Annotated in this window: 18 protein-coding genes; 11 read left to right on the forward strand and 7 right to left on the reverse strand. The window is 65.4% G+C overall.

Features of this window, described 5'->3' with window-relative positions; all coding sequences use genetic code 11:
* Nucleotides 1-699 carry a rhomboid family intramembrane serine protease gene (locus P73_RS19340; RefSeq protein ID WP_043871967.1) on the reverse strand — a complete coding sequence of 233 codons (699 nt, stop codon included), beginning with the start codon at nucleotides 697-699 and terminating at the stop codon, nucleotides 1-3.
* A 76-nt stretch (nucleotides 700-775) separates the two neighbouring features.
* Here P73_RS19340 and trpS point away from each other — a divergent pair, with 76 nt between their 5' ends.
* Nucleotides 776-1,792 (forward strand): tryptophan--tRNA ligase, encoded by a 1,017-nt coding sequence (gene trpS / locus P73_RS19345; protein ID WP_043870855.1) that lies wholly within the window; start codon nucleotides 776-778, stop codon nucleotides 1,790-1,792.
* A gap of 176 nt (nucleotides 1,793-1,968) precedes the next feature.
* Here the strand turns inward: trpS and P73_RS19350 are convergent, their stop codons facing one another.
* Nucleotides 1,969-2,571, reverse strand: a complete 603-nt coding sequence (locus P73_RS19350; protein WP_043870856.1) for a L,D-transpeptidase — start codon at nucleotides 2,569-2,571, stop codon at nucleotides 1,969-1,971.
* Nucleotides 2,572-2,959: 388 nt separating this feature from the next.
* Between P73_RS19350 and P73_RS19355 the strand changes: the two genes are divergently transcribed.
* From P73_RS19355 to P73_RS19400, 10 genes are all read left to right on the forward strand, one after another.
* On the forward strand, nucleotides 2,960-3,415 hold the full coding sequence (locus P73_RS19355) for a universal stress protein (protein ID WP_043870857.1): 456 nt from the start codon (nucleotides 2,960-2,962) through the stop codon (nucleotides 3,413-3,415).
* Between the two features lies 1 nt (nucleotide 3,416).
* The gene (locus tag P73_RS19360; protein ID WP_043870858.1) at nucleotides 3,417-3,881 is read left to right on the forward strand and encodes a DUF2267 domain-containing protein; all 465 of its coding nucleotides are present in this window, start codon (nucleotides 3,417-3,419) and stop codon (nucleotides 3,879-3,881) included.
* Between the two features lie 83 nt (nucleotides 3,882-3,964).
* Nucleotides 3,965-4,528, forward strand: a complete 564-nt coding sequence (locus P73_RS19365; protein WP_043870859.1) for a NifU family protein — start codon at nucleotides 3,965-3,967, stop codon at nucleotides 4,526-4,528.
* 11 nt (nucleotides 4,529-4,539) lie between these two features.
* Entirely contained in the window at nucleotides 4,540-4,971 is a 432-nt protein-coding gene (locus tag P73_RS19370) for a GNAT family N-acetyltransferase (RefSeq protein WP_052453426.1), read from the forward strand.
* Between the two features lie 218 nt (nucleotides 4,972-5,189).
* Nucleotides 5,190-6,179, forward strand: a complete 990-nt coding sequence (locus P73_RS19375) for a BMP family lipoprotein (protein WP_043871968.1) — start codon at nucleotides 5,190-5,192, stop codon at nucleotides 6,177-6,179.
* A 12-nt stretch (nucleotides 6,180-6,191) separates the two neighbouring features.
* Complete coding sequence (locus P73_RS19380; protein ID WP_043870861.1) at nucleotides 6,192-7,778, forward strand: ABC transporter ATP-binding protein; 1,587 nt, start codon at nucleotides 6,192-6,194, stop codon at nucleotides 7,776-7,778.
* Nucleotides 7,775-8,875, forward strand: coding sequence for an ABC transporter permease (locus P73_RS19385; protein WP_043870862.1), 1,101 nt, complete (start codon nucleotides 7,775-7,777; stop codon nucleotides 8,873-8,875). Before P73_RS19380 ends, P73_RS19385 begins: the two co-directional genes overlap by 4 nt.
* Before the next feature lie 3 nt (nucleotides 8,876-8,878).
* Entirely contained in the window at nucleotides 8,879-9,841 is a 963-nt protein-coding gene (locus P73_RS19390) for an ABC transporter permease (protein ID WP_043870863.1), read from the forward strand.
* Nucleotides 9,842-9,966: 125 nt separating this feature from the next.
* Nucleotides 9,967-10,875: a sulfite exporter TauE/SafE family protein gene (locus tag P73_RS19395; RefSeq protein ID WP_043870864.1), complete on the forward strand. Its 909-nt coding sequence runs from the start codon at nucleotides 9,967-9,969 to the stop codon at nucleotides 10,873-10,875.
* A 1-nt stretch (nucleotide 10,876) separates the two neighbouring features.
* Nucleotides 10,877-11,626, forward strand: coding sequence for a TIGR02186 family protein (locus P73_RS19400; RefSeq protein WP_043870865.1), 750 nt, complete (start codon nucleotides 10,877-10,879; stop codon nucleotides 11,624-11,626).
* On the opposite strand, the gene P73_RS19405 is transcribed toward P73_RS19400, so the two are convergent.
* The 5 genes from P73_RS19405 to ccrA all read right to left on the reverse strand — a co-directional run bounded on the left by P73_RS19405 (nucleotide 11,627) and on the right by ccrA (nucleotide 16,507).
* Entirely contained in the window at nucleotides 11,627-13,165 is a 1,539-nt protein-coding gene (locus tag P73_RS19405; protein WP_043870866.1) for an ATP-dependent DNA helicase, read from the reverse strand. It lies immediately after the preceding gene.
* Between the two features lie 48 nt (nucleotides 13,166-13,213).
* Nucleotides 13,214-13,852: an acyl-homoserine-lactone synthase gene (locus tag P73_RS19410; RefSeq protein ID WP_043870867.1), complete on the reverse strand. Its 639-nt coding sequence runs from the start codon at nucleotides 13,850-13,852 to the stop codon at nucleotides 13,214-13,216.
* Nucleotides 13,853-14,021: 169 nt separating this feature from the next.
* Nucleotides 14,022-14,735: a helix-turn-helix transcriptional regulator gene (locus tag P73_RS19415; protein ID WP_043870868.1), complete on the reverse strand. Its 714-nt coding sequence runs from the start codon at nucleotides 14,733-14,735 to the stop codon at nucleotides 14,022-14,024.
* Nucleotides 14,689-14,898, reverse strand: a complete 210-nt coding sequence (locus P73_RS26035; protein ID WP_082033301.1) for a hypothetical protein — start codon at nucleotides 14,896-14,898, stop codon at nucleotides 14,689-14,691. The genes P73_RS19415 and P73_RS26035 overlap by 47 nt, the downstream gene beginning before the upstream one ends.
* A 328-nt stretch (nucleotides 14,899-15,226) precedes the next feature.
* Entirely contained in the window at nucleotides 15,227-16,507 is a 1,281-nt protein-coding gene (gene ccrA / locus P73_RS19420; RefSeq protein WP_043870869.1) for a crotonyl-CoA carboxylase/reductase, read from the reverse strand.
* Nucleotides 16,508-16,601 lie beyond the last annotated feature (94 nt).

The raw sequence follows: 16,601 nt of genomic DNA on the forward strand, positions 1-16,601 counted from the left end.
TCACCGCGCGCGCAACCGCGCGACGATCCGCCCGAAGGCGCCCGGCACCAGCAGCGCGGCGGTGACGAAGCCCGCCACGAATCCCGACAGGTCGGCGATCCAGTCGGGCGTGCCGCCGAACATCAGGCCGAAGACGAGCTGGAGCCCCATCAGGAACCCGATGAGGGTGAAGGCCCGGATCCGGCTCTCCTGCATCCGCCCGAGCCCGATCCAGAGGATGAAGGTATAGGCCCCGACAAAGCCGTAGGCCGCCGGATAGGCCCCGACGAGCTGCACCTGCGTGTTCACCGCCAGCCCGTAGACGAGCGAACCGGCAACCGTCGCGACGGCGAAGATCACGAGCACGGCGAGGTTGCCGAAGGTCTCCCCCACCATCTTGCCGAGCGCGAGGATGAAGACGAGCACCATCAGCGCATGGGTGAAGGAATAGTGGATGAAGGCATAGGAGAGAAAGCGCAGGAGATGTTCGAGCGGCCATTGCCCCTGGGCGCGCATCGCCTCGAAGATCACGTCGAAGAAGCCGTAATCCTCCATCGCCGCGATCCGCCAGCCGACCGCATCGGCCCCGCCGATCAGCCCAAGCGTGCCGAGCTGGAAGACAAGCTCGATCCCGCCCAGCACGAGCGCGATCGCCACGACCATCGGCGGCAGCGCGTTGAAGGGAAGTTCGGGGCGGGTGTCGCTCTGGTGATCTGACATTTCGGGGCTTTCCTTGACGCTTTCGCCGGCCATAGGTAAGCGATGACCACCCATTAATCCAGTGACGGAGTTCCAGATGGACAAGCCTGCCTTTACGCCCCGCGTCTTTTCGGGGATCAAGCCTTCGGGCGGGCTCACCCTCGGCAACTATCTCGGCGCGATCAAGCGTTTCGTGGATATGCAGGGCGGTGAGTTCGAAACCATCTATTGCGTGGTGGATATGCACGCGATCACCGTCTGGCAAAGCCCCGAGGACCTGCGCCACGCGACCCGCGAAGTCGCCGCCGGCTATCTGGCCTCCGGCATTGATCCCGACCGCTCGATCCTGTTCAACCAGTCCCGCGTCTCCGGCCATGCCGAGCTCGGCTGGCTGTTCAACTGCGTCGCCCGCGTCGGCTGGATGAACCGCATGACCCAGTTCAAGGACAAGGCGGGCAAGAACGCGGAGAACGTCTCCCTCGGCCTCTACGCCTATCCCTCGCTCATGGCCGCCGACATCCTGCTCTACCACGCCACCCACGTCCCCGTGGGCGAGGACCAGAAACAGCATGTCGAATTGACCCGCGACATCGCGGCGAAGTTCAACCACGACTACAAGGTGGACTTCTTCCCGGAGACGGTGCCGGTGATCGAGGGCCCCGCGATGCGCGTGATGAACCTGCGCGACGGCACGAAGAAGATGTCGAAATCGGGCGAAAGCGACATGGAACGCATCAACATGACCGACGATGCCGACTCCATCGCGAAGAAATTCAGGAAGGCGAAGACCGATCCCGAACCGCTCCCCGAGGAGATGGACGGGCTCGACAGCCGGCCCGAGGCGCGCAACCTCGTGAACATCTACGCCGGCCTTGCCAACATGACCGCCGACTCCGTGCTCGCGGAATATGGCGGCGAAGGCTGGGGCCGGTTCAAACCCGCCCTGGCCGAACTCGCGGTCGAACGGCTCGCCCCGATCTCCGGCGAGATGAAGCGCCTGATGGACGATCCGGCGGAAATCGACCGGATCATGGAAAAGGGCGCGGAAAAGGCCCGCGAGATCGCCCAGCCGATCCTCGAGAAGACCTTCGACATCATGGGCTTCGTCCGCTGACGCGTTCGAGTGGCCGCACACCTCCGGTGCGACATGGGCTTCGTCCGCTGACGCGTCCGAGTGGCCGCACACCTCCGGTGTGACATGGGCTTCGTCCGCTGACGCGGCCCGAAACCCCCATCACGAAAGGGCGCCTCGCCGGGCGCCCTTTTGCGTTTCCTTTGTGCCCCAAATACTCAGATCAGCTTGACCTGCGTGCCCAGCGCGACGCGGGGATAGAGATCCGCGATCATCTCGTTGTAAAGGCCGATGCAACCGTCCGACGACCGGCGGCCGATCTTGCGCGTGTCATGGGTGCCGTGGATGCGGTAATATTGCCAGGACAGGTAGAGCGCATGGGTGCCGAGCGGATTGTCCGGCCCCGCGGGCACCACCTTCGGGAGAGAGGGATCGCGTTCGCGCATCGATGGCGTCGGTGTCCAGGTCGGGCCCTCCACCTTGCGGATCACTTCGGTATAGCCGCGTTTCGTCAGATCTTCGGAGATGGGAACCGAGGTCGGATAGAGCTTGTAGGTCGCCCCGTCCCCGCTCCAGAAATGCAGCGCGCGGCTCACCGTGTCGGCGACGATCGCACCCTGGCCGAGTTCGCTGAAATGCTCGCGCCAGTCCGCGCGGCGGAAGCTCGAGATGTTGCGGCGCGCCTCCTTCTTCCCCTGCAATTCCTCCGGCAGGGTCAGGCCGATTTCCTGCGCCCCTGCTCCGGAGGCAAGGAAGGGGGTCGCAAGGAGGGGGGCGGAGAGGGCGAGTTTCAGAAAGCCGCGCTTGCTCAGGGGGATCATGACGGGTCGGTCCTCGTGCGTTGTTCTCATTCCAGGGTCGCGCCCACCATGCGGCGCCCGGACATATTCGCAATTCACGATAAGGTGCGTGCACGGAGAGCGCCGCGGATTGCGGCAGCGATGTCACACGCGCGTTTCATTGCGCCGCTAGGGTCCTCCCGCGGCGCCTCCCGTTCGGCCCTGTCCCCCGGCTGACGCGCAGTGCCCTTGCGCAGATGCGCCCGCGCGGGCTGATCGTCTTCCCCGACGGATCAGATCCCGTCCCCTCCCGTGCGACCGGGAGGGGACGGCCCCCGCGACACATCGCGCAAGCTGTTGCCTTGACGGCGCGCCTCGGTCATCATCGCGCCGGACCCGCCCGAATGCCGGGACAAAGGACAGATCGACCATGCGCAAGTTCCTCGTCATCCTCGACGACAGCCGCGAATGCCTCAACGCCATGCGCTTTGCCGCCATGCGCGCGGCGAAGACAGGCGGCGGGGTGACGATCCTGTCGATCATCCCGCCAGAGGAGTTCAACCACTGGATCGGCGTGGCCGACCTGATGCGCGAGGAGACCCGCGAACGGATCGTCGCCCATTACGAGGTCTTCGCCAAATGGATGCGCGACCGCCAGGGCGTCGAGCCGGATCTGGTGATCCGGGAGGGCGAGGCGGTGCATGAAATCCTCTCCCAGATCCGCGAGGATCCCGAGATCGGCGTGCTCGTGCTCGGCGCCGGGACGGAGAAATCCGGCCCCGGTCCGCTCGTGAACGCCATGTCGAAACAGGCGGGTTACCTGCCGATCCCGATGACGCTGGTGCCCGGCGAGATGTCGAAGGAAAAGCTCGAAAGCGTGACCTGACATGACCATGCCATGGACCTACCGCCACGCCCAGAAGGAGTTCCGGTCCTTCCTTGCCGATGCGAAGGGCCGGATGGGACATGTGATGGAGAGCGACAATATGACCTATACGGCGGTCGACGGCGTTCTTCAGGTCTTCCGGCGCCGGCTCACCCCGCCGCAGGTGATCGCTTTCGGCGATGCGATCCCCTCCCTTCTCCGGGCGATGCTCGTCTATAACTGGCGCGTCGACGCCGTGCCCCTGCCCTTCGGCACCCGCGCGGAGATGATCCGCGAAGCGCAATCGCTGCGAAAGGCCCACAATATCACGCCGCTGAACGTGATCGAGGCCACGGCCTATGCGCTGTGGCGTCATTCTTCGCATCACGATCTGGAACGCGTCCTCGCGGGCATCAGCCCCGAGGCCGTCGCCTTCTGGACGGTTCCGGGCGTTTCGGCCAAGGAGCTTGAACAAAGGATTATCTGAGGCTAATATTTAGAACCGTTCTAAAACTTGACTTTCGGCGCGCGAAAGCGCATATCCGACCTCATCAGTAAGGAATACGCGCCATGTTCATCCAGACCGAATCCACGCCGAACCCGGCAACGCTGAAATTCCTGCCGGGCCAGGCGGTTCTCGACAGCGGCACCGCCGATTTCCCGACCGAGGAGGCCGCGAAGACCTCTCCCCTCGCCAGCCGCATCTTCGCGGTGGGCAATATCGCGGGCGTGTTCTTCGGCTCCGACTTCGTCACCGTGACGAAGGACGAGGCGACCGACTGGGATCATGTGAAGCCTGCGATCCTCGGCGCGATCATGGAACATTTCCAGTCCGGCGCCCCGGTGATGGAAGGCGAAGGCGCGGTTCCCGCCGGCCATGCCGCCCATGACGGACCCGACAGCGACATCGTCCAGCAGATCAAGGAACTGCTCGATACGCGCGTGCGGCCCGCGGTGGCGCAGGACGGCGGCGACATCACCTTCCACGGCTTCGACCGCGGCGTGGTCTACCTGCATATGCAGGGTGCCTGTGCCGGCTGCCCCTCCTCGACCCTGACGCTCAAGATGGGCATCGAGAACCTGCTGCGCCACTACATCCCCGAAGTGCTCGAAGTGCGCCCCGTCGCCGCCTGACCGGCGCCGGAGTGTCGGCCTTCGGCCCTGCCCGCCTGGCCGAGATCCACACGGCCAGCTTCACGACGCCCCGCCCCTGGTCCGAACGGGACTTCGCGGAACTCCTTCCCCTGCGCGGCGTGTTCCTCGTCACCTGCGGCGGCCCCGGCTTTGCTCTCGGACGCGCGGTGGCTGGGGAAGCGGAACTTCTGACCATCGCGGTGATGCCCGACGCCCGCGGGCAGGGGGCAGGACGGCGGCTCCTGCGCGACTACGAGGCGACGGCGCAGGCGGCGGGGGCGCGCATGTCCTTTCTCGAGGTCGCCGAGGACAACCTCCCGGCGATCACGCTCTACCGCTCCGCCGGATATCGCGAATCCGGCCGGCGCGGCGGCTATTACGTCACCCCCGACGGCGACCGGATCGACGCGCTTCTCCTCGAAAAGCGGATCGGGGAGATGTGACCCAACGGAACGGCGCGCACGGATGTCCAATCTCTGCGCATCGGACGACCAAACGGTCAAATTCCCGAAAAACCCTATTGACCCTCCTGCGGCGACACGCCCTAATCCCTCTTATCGGCGGGAAAAACTGCCCGCTCCATGGGCATGTGACCAGGCTTCGGGCAGACGCGCCGGAGCGTGGGGACGGCCCCAAGACAAGGACCTGACGGGAGATGACCATGACCCTCAAGACGACTTTCCTCGGCGCGGCGGCCGCCCTCGCCCTGACTTCCGGGGCGGCCCTTGCCGAACCGGCGATCATCTTCGACCTCGGCGGGAAATTCGACAAATCCTTCAATGAAAGCTCCTTCACCGGGGCCGAACGCTGGAAAGAGGAAACCGGAGGCTCCTATCGCGACGTCGAGCTTCAGTCCGACGCGCAGCGCGAACAGGCCCTGCGCCGCTTCGCCGAGAACGGCTTCAACCCGATCGTGATGGCCGGCTTCTCCTTCGCGAGCGCGCTCGAAACCGTCGCGGCCGACTTCCCGGACACGAAATTCACCATCATCGACGGCGCGGTGGAAGCGCCGAACGTCCGCTCCGTGGTCTTCAAGGAGGAGGAAGGCTCCTACCTCGCGGGGATCGCGGCGGCCTATGCGGCCGAGGGCAATACCGTCTCCTTCGTCGGCGGCATGGACATCCCGCTCATCTCCAAGTTCGCCTGCGGCTATGCCGAAGGGTTCAAGTCGGTGAAACCCGAGGGCCGGGTGATCGTGAACATGACCGGCACCACGCCGGCGGCCTGGAACGACCCGGTGAAGGGCGGCGAACTGACGCGCGCGCAGAAGGCGGCCGGCTCCGAGGTGGTCTTTGCCGCGGCGGGCGGCACCGGCCTCGGCGTGCTCCAGACAGCGGCCGACGAGGACATGCTCGCCATCGGCGTGGACAGCAACCAGAACTATCTCCAGCCGGGCCATGTGCTGACCTCGATGGTCAAGCGCGTCGACAATGCCGTATATGACGCCTTCACCCAGGGCGAGGAACTCCAGACCGGGCTGATCGTGATGGGGCTCGAGAACGAGGGCGTGGCGCTGGCGATGGACGAATACAATGCCGATCTCATCACCGAGGAGATGCAGGCCGCGATCAACGAGGCGACGCAGAAGATCGTCTCCGGCGAAATCGTTGTGCACGACTACATGTCCGACGACTCCTGCCCGGCGTTCTGAGGCGGTGTCGCGATGAGCGCCCAGACGGATACGGGGCGGCAGGCAACTGCCGCCCCCACCGCATCCGCCGCCCCCGCGATCGAATTGCGCGGGATCTCCAAGGCGTTCGGCCCGGTGCAGGCCAACAGGGACATCTCCATCTCCGTCGCCAAGGGGTCCATCCACGGGATCATCGGCGAGAACGGCGCGGGGAAATCCACGCTCATGTCCATCCTCTACGGGTTCTACAAGGCCGACGCGGGGGAGATCCTGATCGACGGGCGCAGGGTGGAGATCACCGACAGCCAGGCGGCCATCGCCGCCGGGATCGGCATGGTTTTCCAGCATTTCAAGCTGGTCGAGAATTTCACCGTGCTTGAGAACGTCATCCTCGGCGCCGAGGAGGGCGGGCTCCTGAAACCGTCGCTCGCCAAGGCCCGCAGGCTGCTGAAACAGCTCTCCGACGAATACGAGCTCTCGGTCGAACCGGACGCGCTGATCGAGGATCTCTCCGTCGGCCATCAGCAGCGGGTCGAGATCCTGAAGGCGCTCTACCGGCAGGCCGACATCCTGATCCTCGACGAACCGACCGGCGTGCTGACGCCTGCGGAGGCCGACCACCTGTTCCGCATTCTCGAGGGGCTGAGGGACGAGGGCAAGACCATCATCCTGATCACCCACAAGCTGCGCGAGATCATGGAGATCACCGACACCGTGTCGGTCATGCGACGCGGGGAGATGACGGCGACGGTGAAGACGGCGGAAACATCGCCCGAGGAGCTCGCCGAGCTGATGGTCGGGCGCAAGGTCCTGCTGCGCGTCGACAAGAAACCCGCGCGCCCCGGCAAGCCGACGCTCGAGATCGAAAACCTGCACGTCGTGGACGACCAGGGCGTGGAGCGGGTGAAGGGCATCGACCTCAGCGTGCGCGCGGGCGAGATCCTCGGCATCGCGGGCGTCGCGGGCAATGGCCAGACCGAACTGCTCGAGGTGCTCGGCGGCTACATGGCCGGCACCGGCACGATCCGCGTGAACGGCGAGGAGATCGACCTCACCGGCGCGCATTCCGACGGCCAGTCGCGGCGCAGGCGCGGCATCTCCCACGTTCCCGAGGATCGCCATGACGAGGGGCTGATCCTCGAATTCCAGGCCTGGGAGAACATGGTCTTCGGCTATCACCACGCCCCGGAATACCAGAAGAACCGCCTCCTGATGGACAATGCCGGCATCCGCGAGATGACCCGGCGGCAGATGGAGAAGTTCGACGTCCGCCCGCCCGACCCGCGGCTCGAGGCCAAGAGCTTTTCCGGCGGCAACCAGCAGAAGATCGTGCTGGCGCGCGAGATCGACCGCAATCCCGACCTGCTCCTCGTGGGCCAGCCGACGCGCGGCGTCGATATCGGGGCGATCGAATTCATCCACCAGCAGATCGTGCAACTGCGCGACGAGGGCAAGGCCATCCTCCTCGTCTCGGTCGAGCTCGACGAGATCCTGTCCCTGTCGGACCGCATCGCGGTGATGTTCGACGGGCGGATCATGGGCGAGCGCCTGCCCGCGGAGACGAGTGAGGGCGAGCTCGGCCTCCTGATGGCCGGGATCACCGGAGGGGACGACCAATGACGAAAATGCCGAAATGGGCGGATGCCGTCCTCATCCCGCTGATCTCCATCCTGCTGGCCTTCTTCTTTTCCGGCCTCGTGATCTGGGCGATCGGCAAGGATCCCTTCATGGCGATCCGCACGATGGTTCAGGGCGCCTTCGGCAATACAAACGGGCTCGGCTACACGCTCTATTACACGACGAATTTCATCTTTACCGGCCTGTCGGTGGCGGTGGCCTATCACGCGGGGCTGTTCAACATCGGCTCCGAAGGCCAGGCGATGCTCGGCGGGCTCGGCGTCGCGCTCGTCTGCCTCAACGTGCCCTGGCCGCACTGGACGCTCGCCCTGCCCGGCGCGATGATCGGCGGCGCGCTGTTCGGCGCCGCCTGGGCGTTCATCCCGGCCTGGCTCCAGGCGAAACGGGGCAGCCATATCGTGATCACGACGATCATGTTCAATTTCATCGCCTCCGCGCTCGTCGGCTATATCCTGCTGAACCACCTGAAGGTTCCCGGCGCCATGGCGACCGAGAGCGCGCGCTTCGGGGCCGGCGCCCACCTGCCGACCTTCCACGAGATGCTCGCCCCCTTCGGGATCGGGTTCAACCGCAACGCGCCCGCGAACATCTCCTTCGTGGTCGCGATCCTCGCCGCGATCGCCTTCTATGTCCTGATCTGGCGCACGCGGCTCGGCTACGAGATCCGCGCCTATGGCCAGTCGGAGACGGCGGCGAAATACGCGGGCATCAACCCGGTGCGCATCGTCATCATCGCCATGCTGATCTCCGGCGCGCTCGCGGGGCTCATGGCGATCAACAACGTGATGGGAGAGGCCGAGCGGCTGATCGACAACGCGGTCGAGGGCGCGGGGTTCATCGGGATCGCGGTCGCGCTCATGGGGCGCAACCATCCCGTCGGCATCGTGCTCGCCGCCCTCCTGTTCGGCTTTCTCTACCAGGGCGGGGCGGAGCTCGCCTTCTGGGAATCGATCCCGCGCGAACTCGTCGTGGTCATCCAGGCGCTCGTCATCCTGTTCACCGGCGCGCTCGACAACATGGTGAGGATCCCGCTCGAAAAACTGTTCCTCGCCCTCAGTCGCCGCAGGAAGGACGCCTGAGCCATGGACTATCTCACCGTCATCCAGATCCTCGACAGCTCCTTGCGCCTCGCGACGCCGCTGCTGCTCACATGTCTCGCGGGGCTCTTCTCCGAACGGGCGGGCATCGTGGACATCGGCCTCGAGGGCAAGCTCCTCGCCGCCGCCTTCCTCTCCGGTGCCGTGGCCGCCGTCACCGGCTCGATCTGGCTCGGGCTGCTCGCGGGCGTCGCGGGATCGCTCGCCTTCTCGATGCTGCACGGGCTCGCCTCCATCACCTTCAACGGCGACCAGCTCATCTCCGGCGTCGCGCTCAACTTCCTCGCCGCCGGCCTGACCATCGTCGTCGGGCAGAGCTGGTTCGCCCTCGGCGGGCGCACGCCCTCGCTGTTCGGCGGCGGGCGGTTCGAATCCTGGAACCTGCCCTTTTCCGACGCGATGGCGAGAGTGCCGGTCATCGGTCCCGCCTATGACGAATTGATCTCCGGCCACACGGCGCTCACCTATGTCGCCCTCGCGGCCGTGCCGCTGTCGTGGTGGGTGCTCTACCGCACCCGCTTCGGCCTGCGCCTGCGCGCCGTCGGGGAAAATCCCGGCGCCGTCGACACGGCAGGCGTCTCCGTGGTGCGGCTGCGCTATGCGGCGCTCGTGATCGCGGGCGTGCTCTGCGGCCTCGCGGGCACCTACCTCGCCTCGCTCGCCGCCGGCTTCGTCAAGGACATGTCCGCCGGCCGCGGCTATATCGCCCTCGCCGCGCTCATCTTCGCAAAATGGCGGCCGTGGTACGCCCTCTGGGCAACGCTGCTCTTCGGGCTGCTGGAGGCGATCGGCAACCGTTACCAGTCGATCGCGCTCGGGGATATCGTGATCCCGGTGCAGTTCATGCAGGCCCTGCCCTATATCCTCACGGTGATCATCCTCGCGGGGTTCGTGGGCAAGGCGATCCCGCCGCGCGCGGGCGGAAAGCCCTATGTGAAGGAACGGTGATCCGATCCGGCCGGTCGGAACGGCGGGGCTGCGGCCCGGCTTTTCCTTCGCGCCTGCGGCAGAGCATTTGACGCCCGCCGCGTTTCAAGGCATTCCTGAGAAAAGACGCCGCGAGAGCCCAGCACATGCAGATATTTCTCCCCATTGCAGAAGTCTCGGTGAACGCGTTCATCCTCCTCGGCATCGGAGGTATCGTCGGCATCCTCTCCGGCATGTTCGGCGTCGGCGGCGGGTTTCTCATCACCCCGCTGCTGTTCTTCGTCGGCATTCCGCCCGCGGTCGCCGTCGCCACCTCCGCCAACCAGATCGTCGCCTCCTCCGTCTCGGGCGTCCTGACGCATTTCAAGCGCCGGACAGTGGATCTGAAGATGGGGGCCGTCCTGCTCGCCGGCGGGCTCGTCGGCTCCGCGCTCGGCATCCAGATCTTCAACATGCTCAAGGCGCTGGGGCAGGTCGACCTGCTTGTCACGCTCTGCTACGTCGTCTTCCTCGGCATCGTCGGCGTTCTCATGCTCATCGAGTCGCTCAAGGCGATCAGGCGCGCGAGGGGCCGTCCGGCCGGGCGGCCCGAGCGCAAGAAACACCTCTGGGTCCATACCCTGCCCTTCAAGATGAAATTCCGCGCCTCCGGCCTCTACATCTCCGCCATTCCGCCCGTGGGCGTCGGCATGATGGTCGGGATGCTCGGCGCGATCATGGGCGTGGGCGGCGGCTTCATCATGGTGCCCGCGATGATCTACATTCTCGGCATGCCCACGAAGGTCGTGGTGGGCACGTCACTGTTCCAGATCATCTTCACCGCCGGCTTCACCACGATGCTGCACGCCTATACCAACCACACGGTCGACGTGCTGCTCGCCTTCCTGTTGCTCGTGGGCGGCGTCATCGGCGCGCAGATCGGCACGCAGATCGGGCTGAAGCTCAAGGCCGAACAACTCCGCATCCTGCTCGCGCTGCTCGTCCTCGCGGTCTGTCTCAAGCTCGGCATCGACCTTCTGATCCCGCCGCGCGAAGTCTATTCGATCGGGTTCTGACATGAGACGGTTCCTCGCGCTCCTCACCCTCGCCCTCGGCCTCGCCCCCCTGCCCGGCGCCGCCGAACAGGTCGTCGCCGCCCTGAGCCAGACGCAGGTTTCGGTGAACGCGAATTTCGAAGGCTCCGAGATCCTCGTCTTCGGCGCAATCAAGCGCGAGGAAACCATCCCGCGCGACAGCAATCTCGACGTGATCGTCACCGTCGCCGGCCCCGAACAGGTCGAGACGATCCGCCGCAAGGACCGCCGTTTCGGCATCTGGATCAACGTGGAGGCGCAGGTCGTCGGGCACACGCCCGTGTTCTACACTGTCGCCTCCACCCGCGCACTCGACGAAATCCTCCCGCCGCTCACCGACAGCCTGTGGAAGATCACCGCCGACAAGCGCATCCTGCCCGGTCTGCGCGGCCTGCCCGCCCGCGACGCGATCCTGCGGCTGCGGCGGAACGCGGATCTCTACCGCACGCGCGAGGGCGAGGTCGAACTGGTGGAGGACACGCTGTTCCGCACCTCCATCGCCCTGCCCGCCAATATCGTCGAAGGCGGCTATGCCACGCGCATCTTCCTGCTGCGCGACGGCAAGGTGATCGACAGCTACGGCACCTCGATCGACGTGGAGAAGGTCGGGCTCGAACGCTGGCTCTACAATCTCGCCTATCGCAATGCCTTCCTCTACGGCGTGATGGCGCTGGCGGTCGCCGCCTTCTGCGGCTGGGGGGCCTCCGCGATCTTCCGGCTGATCCGCCGCTGATCAGAGAAAGCCGTCCTCCTCCGCCTCGAGCGTGAGCGGCACGGCCACCTTCGGCTTCAGATCCTCGACCGAGAGCGGCGCGGTCGGCTTGGCCAGCATCGCCCGCGTCACCCAGAGAAGCCGCGTCTCCGCCCGCGTGATCGCCACATAGGTCAGCCGCTTCCAGAGCGGCGTGCCCGCCTCCACCCGGCCCGCCCGCGCGGCGGCGTAGATGTCGGGGGCGAAGACCTGAACATTCTCCCATTGCGAGCCCTGCGCCTTGTGGATCGTCACCGCCGCGCCATGCAGGAAGGTCGCGCCCATCCGCGCGGCATAAGGGATGAACGGCTCCTCCTCGCCGGGAAATTCGATCTTCACGATGGAGGCCGCCGACAGGTCGGGATCCTCCGCCCCCATCACGTAGAGCCGCGAAAATCCCGGCTTGCGCCCCGGCCCCTTGTAGACCACCTGTGCGCCCTTGATGAGCCCCCGCGCCTCCAGGTCGAGCCGCTTCTTGCGGTGCTTCATCGGCAGCTCGATCCCGTCGCAGATCAGCGGCTCGCCGGGCAGAAGCGCGTCGGCTGGCGCGTCGAAGGCGCCGCGGAATGCCTGGATAAGGCGGATCCGCGTCGCGTTGCGCCACACGAGGACGGGCGAGCGCGCCATCAGGTCCGCTTCCACCCGCGGGGCGAAGACCACCCGCTCGTCCCGTGCCGCGGCCTCCTCCACCATGCGCTCGAAGCGATGGAAATCGACCTCAGGATCGGCGAGCGCATGGGCGAGGTCGAGGATCGGGTTGTCGGCCTCCTGCCGGTGGATGCGGCTCAGGCTGTGGACCTGCGCCTTCGGCAGCGCGTCGAAGATCATCTCGCCGGCCTGGTTGACCGGCGCGAGCTGGGCCGGGTCGCCGAACAGCACGAGGGTCGGAAAGATCTCCTGGAGATCCTCGAACTGGCGCTTGTCGAGCATCGAGCTTTCGTCGATGAACCCGATGTCGAGCGGATCCTCGCGCCGCTTCCAGCCGGTGATGAAATCCGACCCCCTGAGCCCCGCCGCGGCAAAGGCGCCCGGCACGGATTTATGCGTCTGGTAGAAGGCATGGGCGCGGTCGAGCGCCTCCTCGGTCAGCCCCTCGATCTGCGGCCGCTCGCCGTTGCCCGCGAGCCACTCGGCGAGATCCTCGTAGAGCGGGTCATAGACCGGCGTATAGAGGATGCGGTGGATCGTCGTCGCCGGCACCCCCCGATGGCGCAGGACCGAGGCGGCCTTGTTCGTCGGCGCAAGAATGGCGAGGGTGCGCCGTTCCTTGCGGCGTTTTCCCTCCCAGTCGCCGGACACGACCTCGACGCCTGCCTCCTCGAGCGCCTTGTAGAGCTGCGCCAGGAGCAGCGTCTTGCCCGACCCGGCCTTGCCGATGACCGCGCGCACGGCGCTCTTGCCCTGCCCCGGAGGCAGGAGCACACCCGCGTCGAGATCGACGCCCACGCCCCTCAGCATCTCGCTGACGGCGTCGAAGGCTTCGGCCTGATCGTCGGAAAGGGACAGGACTGTGCGGCTCATGGCGGCGACCCTACAGGGACGCCGCCACGGGGACCAGAGGCAAGCGTATCAGGCGATGGCGCGCGTGTCCCCGAGGACCGAGCGATCGAAGGCTTCCCGGAACCACCGCTTCGAGGTCGCGCGGTCGAACCCCGCCTTCTCGAGCGTGGGTGCGAAGACGTCCTCGTGCATCTCCCAAAGGCCCACGCCGATCGTATTGCGGCCCTCTCCGACGCGGCCGAGCACATCGGGATTGAGCCCCATCAGCGAATAGATCCGCTCCATCCGCGGGTCGAAGACCCCCACGAAATGCCGCAGGTTGAATTCGTCCATGATCTCCCCTGCCCCGACGGTCAGCGCCGCCGTCACGCGGCGATCCGCGCCGGGCGCGAGGCAGAAGCGCGTACATTCCCAGATGAAGGGACTCTCGATGCGCTTGCCGTCGTTGATATGGGAGAAATGGTCGTTGACCATCGTGTCCCCGGTGGTCGGCAGGAATCGCATCGAACCGCCATGGGTTCCGTCGGATTTTTGCCAGATGACATAAAGCGGGTTGATCGCGTCGTATTCGTCGCGTTCCTCGCCCGCCTCGTTCACCTTCACCTCCCATCCGAGGCGGCGTTTGAACTGGTCGGCGCGGTCGCGGAACATGGTGTCGCGCAGGCGCGGGAAATAGGCGAGATCGTCGGCGTAGATGTAGCGTAGCATGGGTCTGAAGCTCCTGTTTCGGTCAACTGTTGATGACGCTAAGGTGCAAGTATTAACCATGTTCTGATCAAGCGGAACGCGACAGTTTCGGGGATGTTCACCCTGCGTTCACCGCACAACCGTGAGGCGCGGCCTCTCACCCGCAGGGAGAGTTGAAGATTTGAGCATTTCAGACGATGATAAGCCCCATCGACAGCGCCCGCGCCACCGCGTGAGTCGTGTTCATCGCCCCGAGCTTGTGGCGCGCTGATTCGATATAGACCCGCAGCGTGTGTTCCGAGATCCCCATCTCCACCGCCGCCTGCGCGCGGCTCAGCCCCTTCGCCACGTGGGTGATCGCCGACAGCTCCCGCGGCGACAGCGCCGGGCTCGCCGTCGTCTCGTCCACCGCTTCGAAGGCGAGGGCCTTCTTGTTGAACTCATGGGCGACGATCACGAGATCCCGTTCATGGCGGGAGATCAGCCGTTCCCAGGCGTCATCGGGCACCGTGCCGTTGAGGGTGAAAAGCGCGAACTGTCCGTTCGGTCCCCGAATCGGGATGGTGTAGCCCTGATTGCCGACGCCGTGGTCGAGCGCATCGAAGAAGAAGGCCTTCGCGGCCTTGCCCGACCAGTCGAGCTGTTTCCAGTTGACCGGAGTGAACCGCTGGAAGCAGCCGAAGATGACGGGGTCGATGCGCAGGTAATCCTTTTCGAGATAGCGGTCGACCCATTCGGAGGAATAGGTTCCGGCGCCGAACCGTTCCCCCACACTGTTCACCCAATGATATACCACATGCGAAATGCCGAGCAGGTCGCGCAGCTTCTCTGTCGCGCCCTGGAAATCCCCGAATGTCTTAACTTGCTGGATATCCTCCAGAAAGCTCTGCAAATCCGCTGTCATGCGCTTCCGCCTGCTGCGACCTCTTTTCTGAACCCGCATTGGCCAGTTCGGCGGCGACGACGAGGCATGTGTCTCCCAACTGCTCCGCACTCGCCTTGAGGCCGTTCTGTTCAGCGAACGACCGCAGGTCAGTGAGAACATCAAGTATCCAATCGTTGCGCATGTAAACCTCTTTTCCGCTGTCCTTTTCGACACCTTTTCAACTTTAGACATGCGGTTCGCATTTTGAAATTCGCGGTTTTGCCCTCCCCATAAATGGCGAGGCCATGCAGAGCAACTGCATGATTTCTAATAACTCATTGATTTCATTGATCCCGCACATATGGACTTGCGCTTTTGCGCCGCCCGTCATTTCATACGGGAGTGCGCGCGCCTGATTACAACCTATAGTTGCATAATGTCAACAGAAACGAAAAAACCGCTCTCCGACCGGAGAGCGGCGCGGGTCCGATGGGCGGGAAACCCTCCGAGGACAGCATCCCGCGCCGGCATCACCTGCCGGAGGCGAGCACATCCCCGAGGGTCTTCAGCCCGGTGCGCGGCGCCTGCACGAGCACGGCCATGTTGCCGGGCTTGTGTTCGTTGCGCAGCATCTTCGTATGCGCCGCCGGGATCTCCGCCCAGCCGAACACCTCGGACATGCAGGGATCGAGCCGGCCTTCGCACATCAGGCGGTTCGCGGCGGCGGCCTGCTTGAGATTTGCGAAATGCGAGCCCTGGAGGCGCTTCTGGTGCATCCACATATAGCGCACGTCAAAGGTGCAGTTGAACCCGGAGGTGCCGGCGCAGATAACCACCATGCCGCCCTTCTTCACCACGAGTGTGGAGACGGGAAAGGTCGCCTCGCCCGGATGCTCGAAGACCATGTCGACATTCACGCCCTTGCCGGTGATGTCCCAGATCGCCTTGCCGAACCTGCGCGCCTCCTTGAGCCACGCGTTGTATTCCGGGCTGTTGACCACCGGGAGCTGGCCCCAGCAGTTGAAATCCTTGCGGTTGATGACGCCCTTCGCGCCCTGATCCATCACGAACTGCCGCTTGCTCTCGTCAGAGATCACCCCGATCGCATTCGCCCCCGCCGTGTTGGCAAGCTGGATCGCGTAGGAGCCGAGCCCGCCCGACGCGCCCCAGACCAGCACGTTCTGCCCCGGACGCAGCTCGTGCGGCGCATGGCCGAACAGCATGCGGTAGGCCGTCGCCAGCGTCAGCGTGTAACAGGCGCTTTCTTCCCAGGTCAGGTGCTGCGGCCGCGGCATGAGCTGTTGCGCCTGGACGCGGGCGAACTGGGCAAAGGAGCCGTCGCCGGTTTCATAGCCCCAGATCCGCTGGCTCGGGGAATACATCGGATCGCCGCCGTTGCATTCCTCGTCGTCGCCGTCGTCCTGGTTGCAATGGATCACCACCTCGTCGCCGACCTTCCAGGTCTTCACCTTGTCGCCCACGGCCCAGACGATGCCGGAGGCGTCGGAGCCCGCGATGTGATAGTCCTGCTTGTGCACGTCGAAGGGCGAGATCGGCTTGCCGAGCCCGGCCCAGACGCCGTTGTAATTGACCCCCGCGGCCATCACGAGCACCAGAACCTCATGGCTGTCGATCTTCCATGTGTCGACAACCTCCTGCCGGAAGGACTGCTCCGGCTCTCCGTGCCGCTCACGGCGGATCGCCCAGGCGTACATCTTCGGCGGCACATAGCCCATCGGGGGCAGTTCGCCGATCTCGTAGAGCTCTTTTTCTTCGGCCGCGTAGGCCGGCTGGTTCGTGTCGAGCGCCATCGCGTCTTCCTCCGTTTCGGCCCCCGCTCCGGGAGTGGCCGGGCCTTGGGGTCATGTCCGTGCCGCGACGCAGAATCGCGTCGCCTTGGCTTGG

Source organism: Celeribacter indicus, assembly GCF_000819565.1.
In the GTDB taxonomy this organism is placed as follows: domain Bacteria; phylum Pseudomonadota; class Alphaproteobacteria; order Rhodobacterales; family Rhodobacteraceae; genus Celeribacter; species Celeribacter indicus.

Bases quoted from the DNA above. Each gene is read 5' to 3' on its own strand.
- P73_RS19340 (WP_043871967.1), bottom strand. From the start codon at position 699: ATGTCAGATCACCAGAGCGACACCCGCCCCGAACTTCCCTTCAACGCG.
- trpS (WP_043870855.1), top strand. From the start codon at position 776: ATGGACAAGCCTGCCTTTACGCCCCGCGTCTTTTCGGGGATCAAGCCT.
- P73_RS19350 (WP_043870856.1), bottom strand. From the start codon at position 2,571: ATGATCCCCCTGAGCAAGCGCGGCTTTCTGAAACTCGCCCTCTCCGCC.
- P73_RS19355 (WP_043870857.1), top strand. From the start codon at position 2,960: ATGCGCAAGTTCCTCGTCATCCTCGACGACAGCCGCGAATGCCTCAAC.
- P73_RS19360 (WP_043870858.1), top strand. From the start codon at position 3,417: ATGACCATGCCATGGACCTACCGCCACGCCCAGAAGGAGTTCCGGTCC.
- P73_RS19365 (WP_043870859.1), top strand. From the start codon at position 3,965: ATGTTCATCCAGACCGAATCCACGCCGAACCCGGCAACGCTGAAATTC.
- P73_RS19375 (WP_043871968.1), top strand. From the start codon at position 5,190: ATGACCCTCAAGACGACTTTCCTCGGCGCGGCGGCCGCCCTCGCCCTG.
- P73_RS19380 (WP_043870861.1), top strand. From the start codon at position 6,192: ATGAGCGCCCAGACGGATACGGGGCGGCAGGCAACTGCCGCCCCCACC.
- P73_RS19385 (WP_043870862.1), top strand. From the start codon at position 7,775: ATGACGAAAATGCCGAAATGGGCGGATGCCGTCCTCATCCCGCTGATC.
- P73_RS19390 (WP_043870863.1), top strand. From the start codon at position 8,879: ATGGACTATCTCACCGTCATCCAGATCCTCGACAGCTCCTTGCGCCTC.
- P73_RS19395 (WP_043870864.1), top strand. From the start codon at position 9,967: ATGCAGATATTTCTCCCCATTGCAGAAGTCTCGGTGAACGCGTTCATC.
- P73_RS19400 (WP_043870865.1), top strand. From the start codon at position 10,877: ATGAGACGGTTCCTCGCGCTCCTCACCCTCGCCCTCGGCCTCGCCCCC.
- P73_RS19405 (WP_043870866.1), bottom strand. From the start codon at position 13,165: ATGAGCCGCACAGTCCTGTCCCTTTCCGACGATCAGGCCGAAGCCTTC.
- P73_RS19410 (WP_043870867.1), bottom strand. From the start codon at position 13,852: ATGCTACGCTACATCTACGCCGACGATCTCGCCTATTTCCCGCGCCTG.
- P73_RS19415 (WP_043870868.1), bottom strand. From the start codon at position 14,735: ATGACAGCGGATTTGCAGAGCTTTCTGGAGGATATCCAGCAAGTTAAG.
- P73_RS26035 (WP_082033301.1), bottom strand. From the start codon at position 14,898: ATGCGCAACGATTGGATACTTGATGTTCTCACTGACCTGCGGTCGTTC.
- ccrA (WP_043870869.1), bottom strand. From the start codon at position 16,507: ATGGCGCTCGACACGAACCAGCCGGCCTACGCGGCCGAAGAAAAAGAG.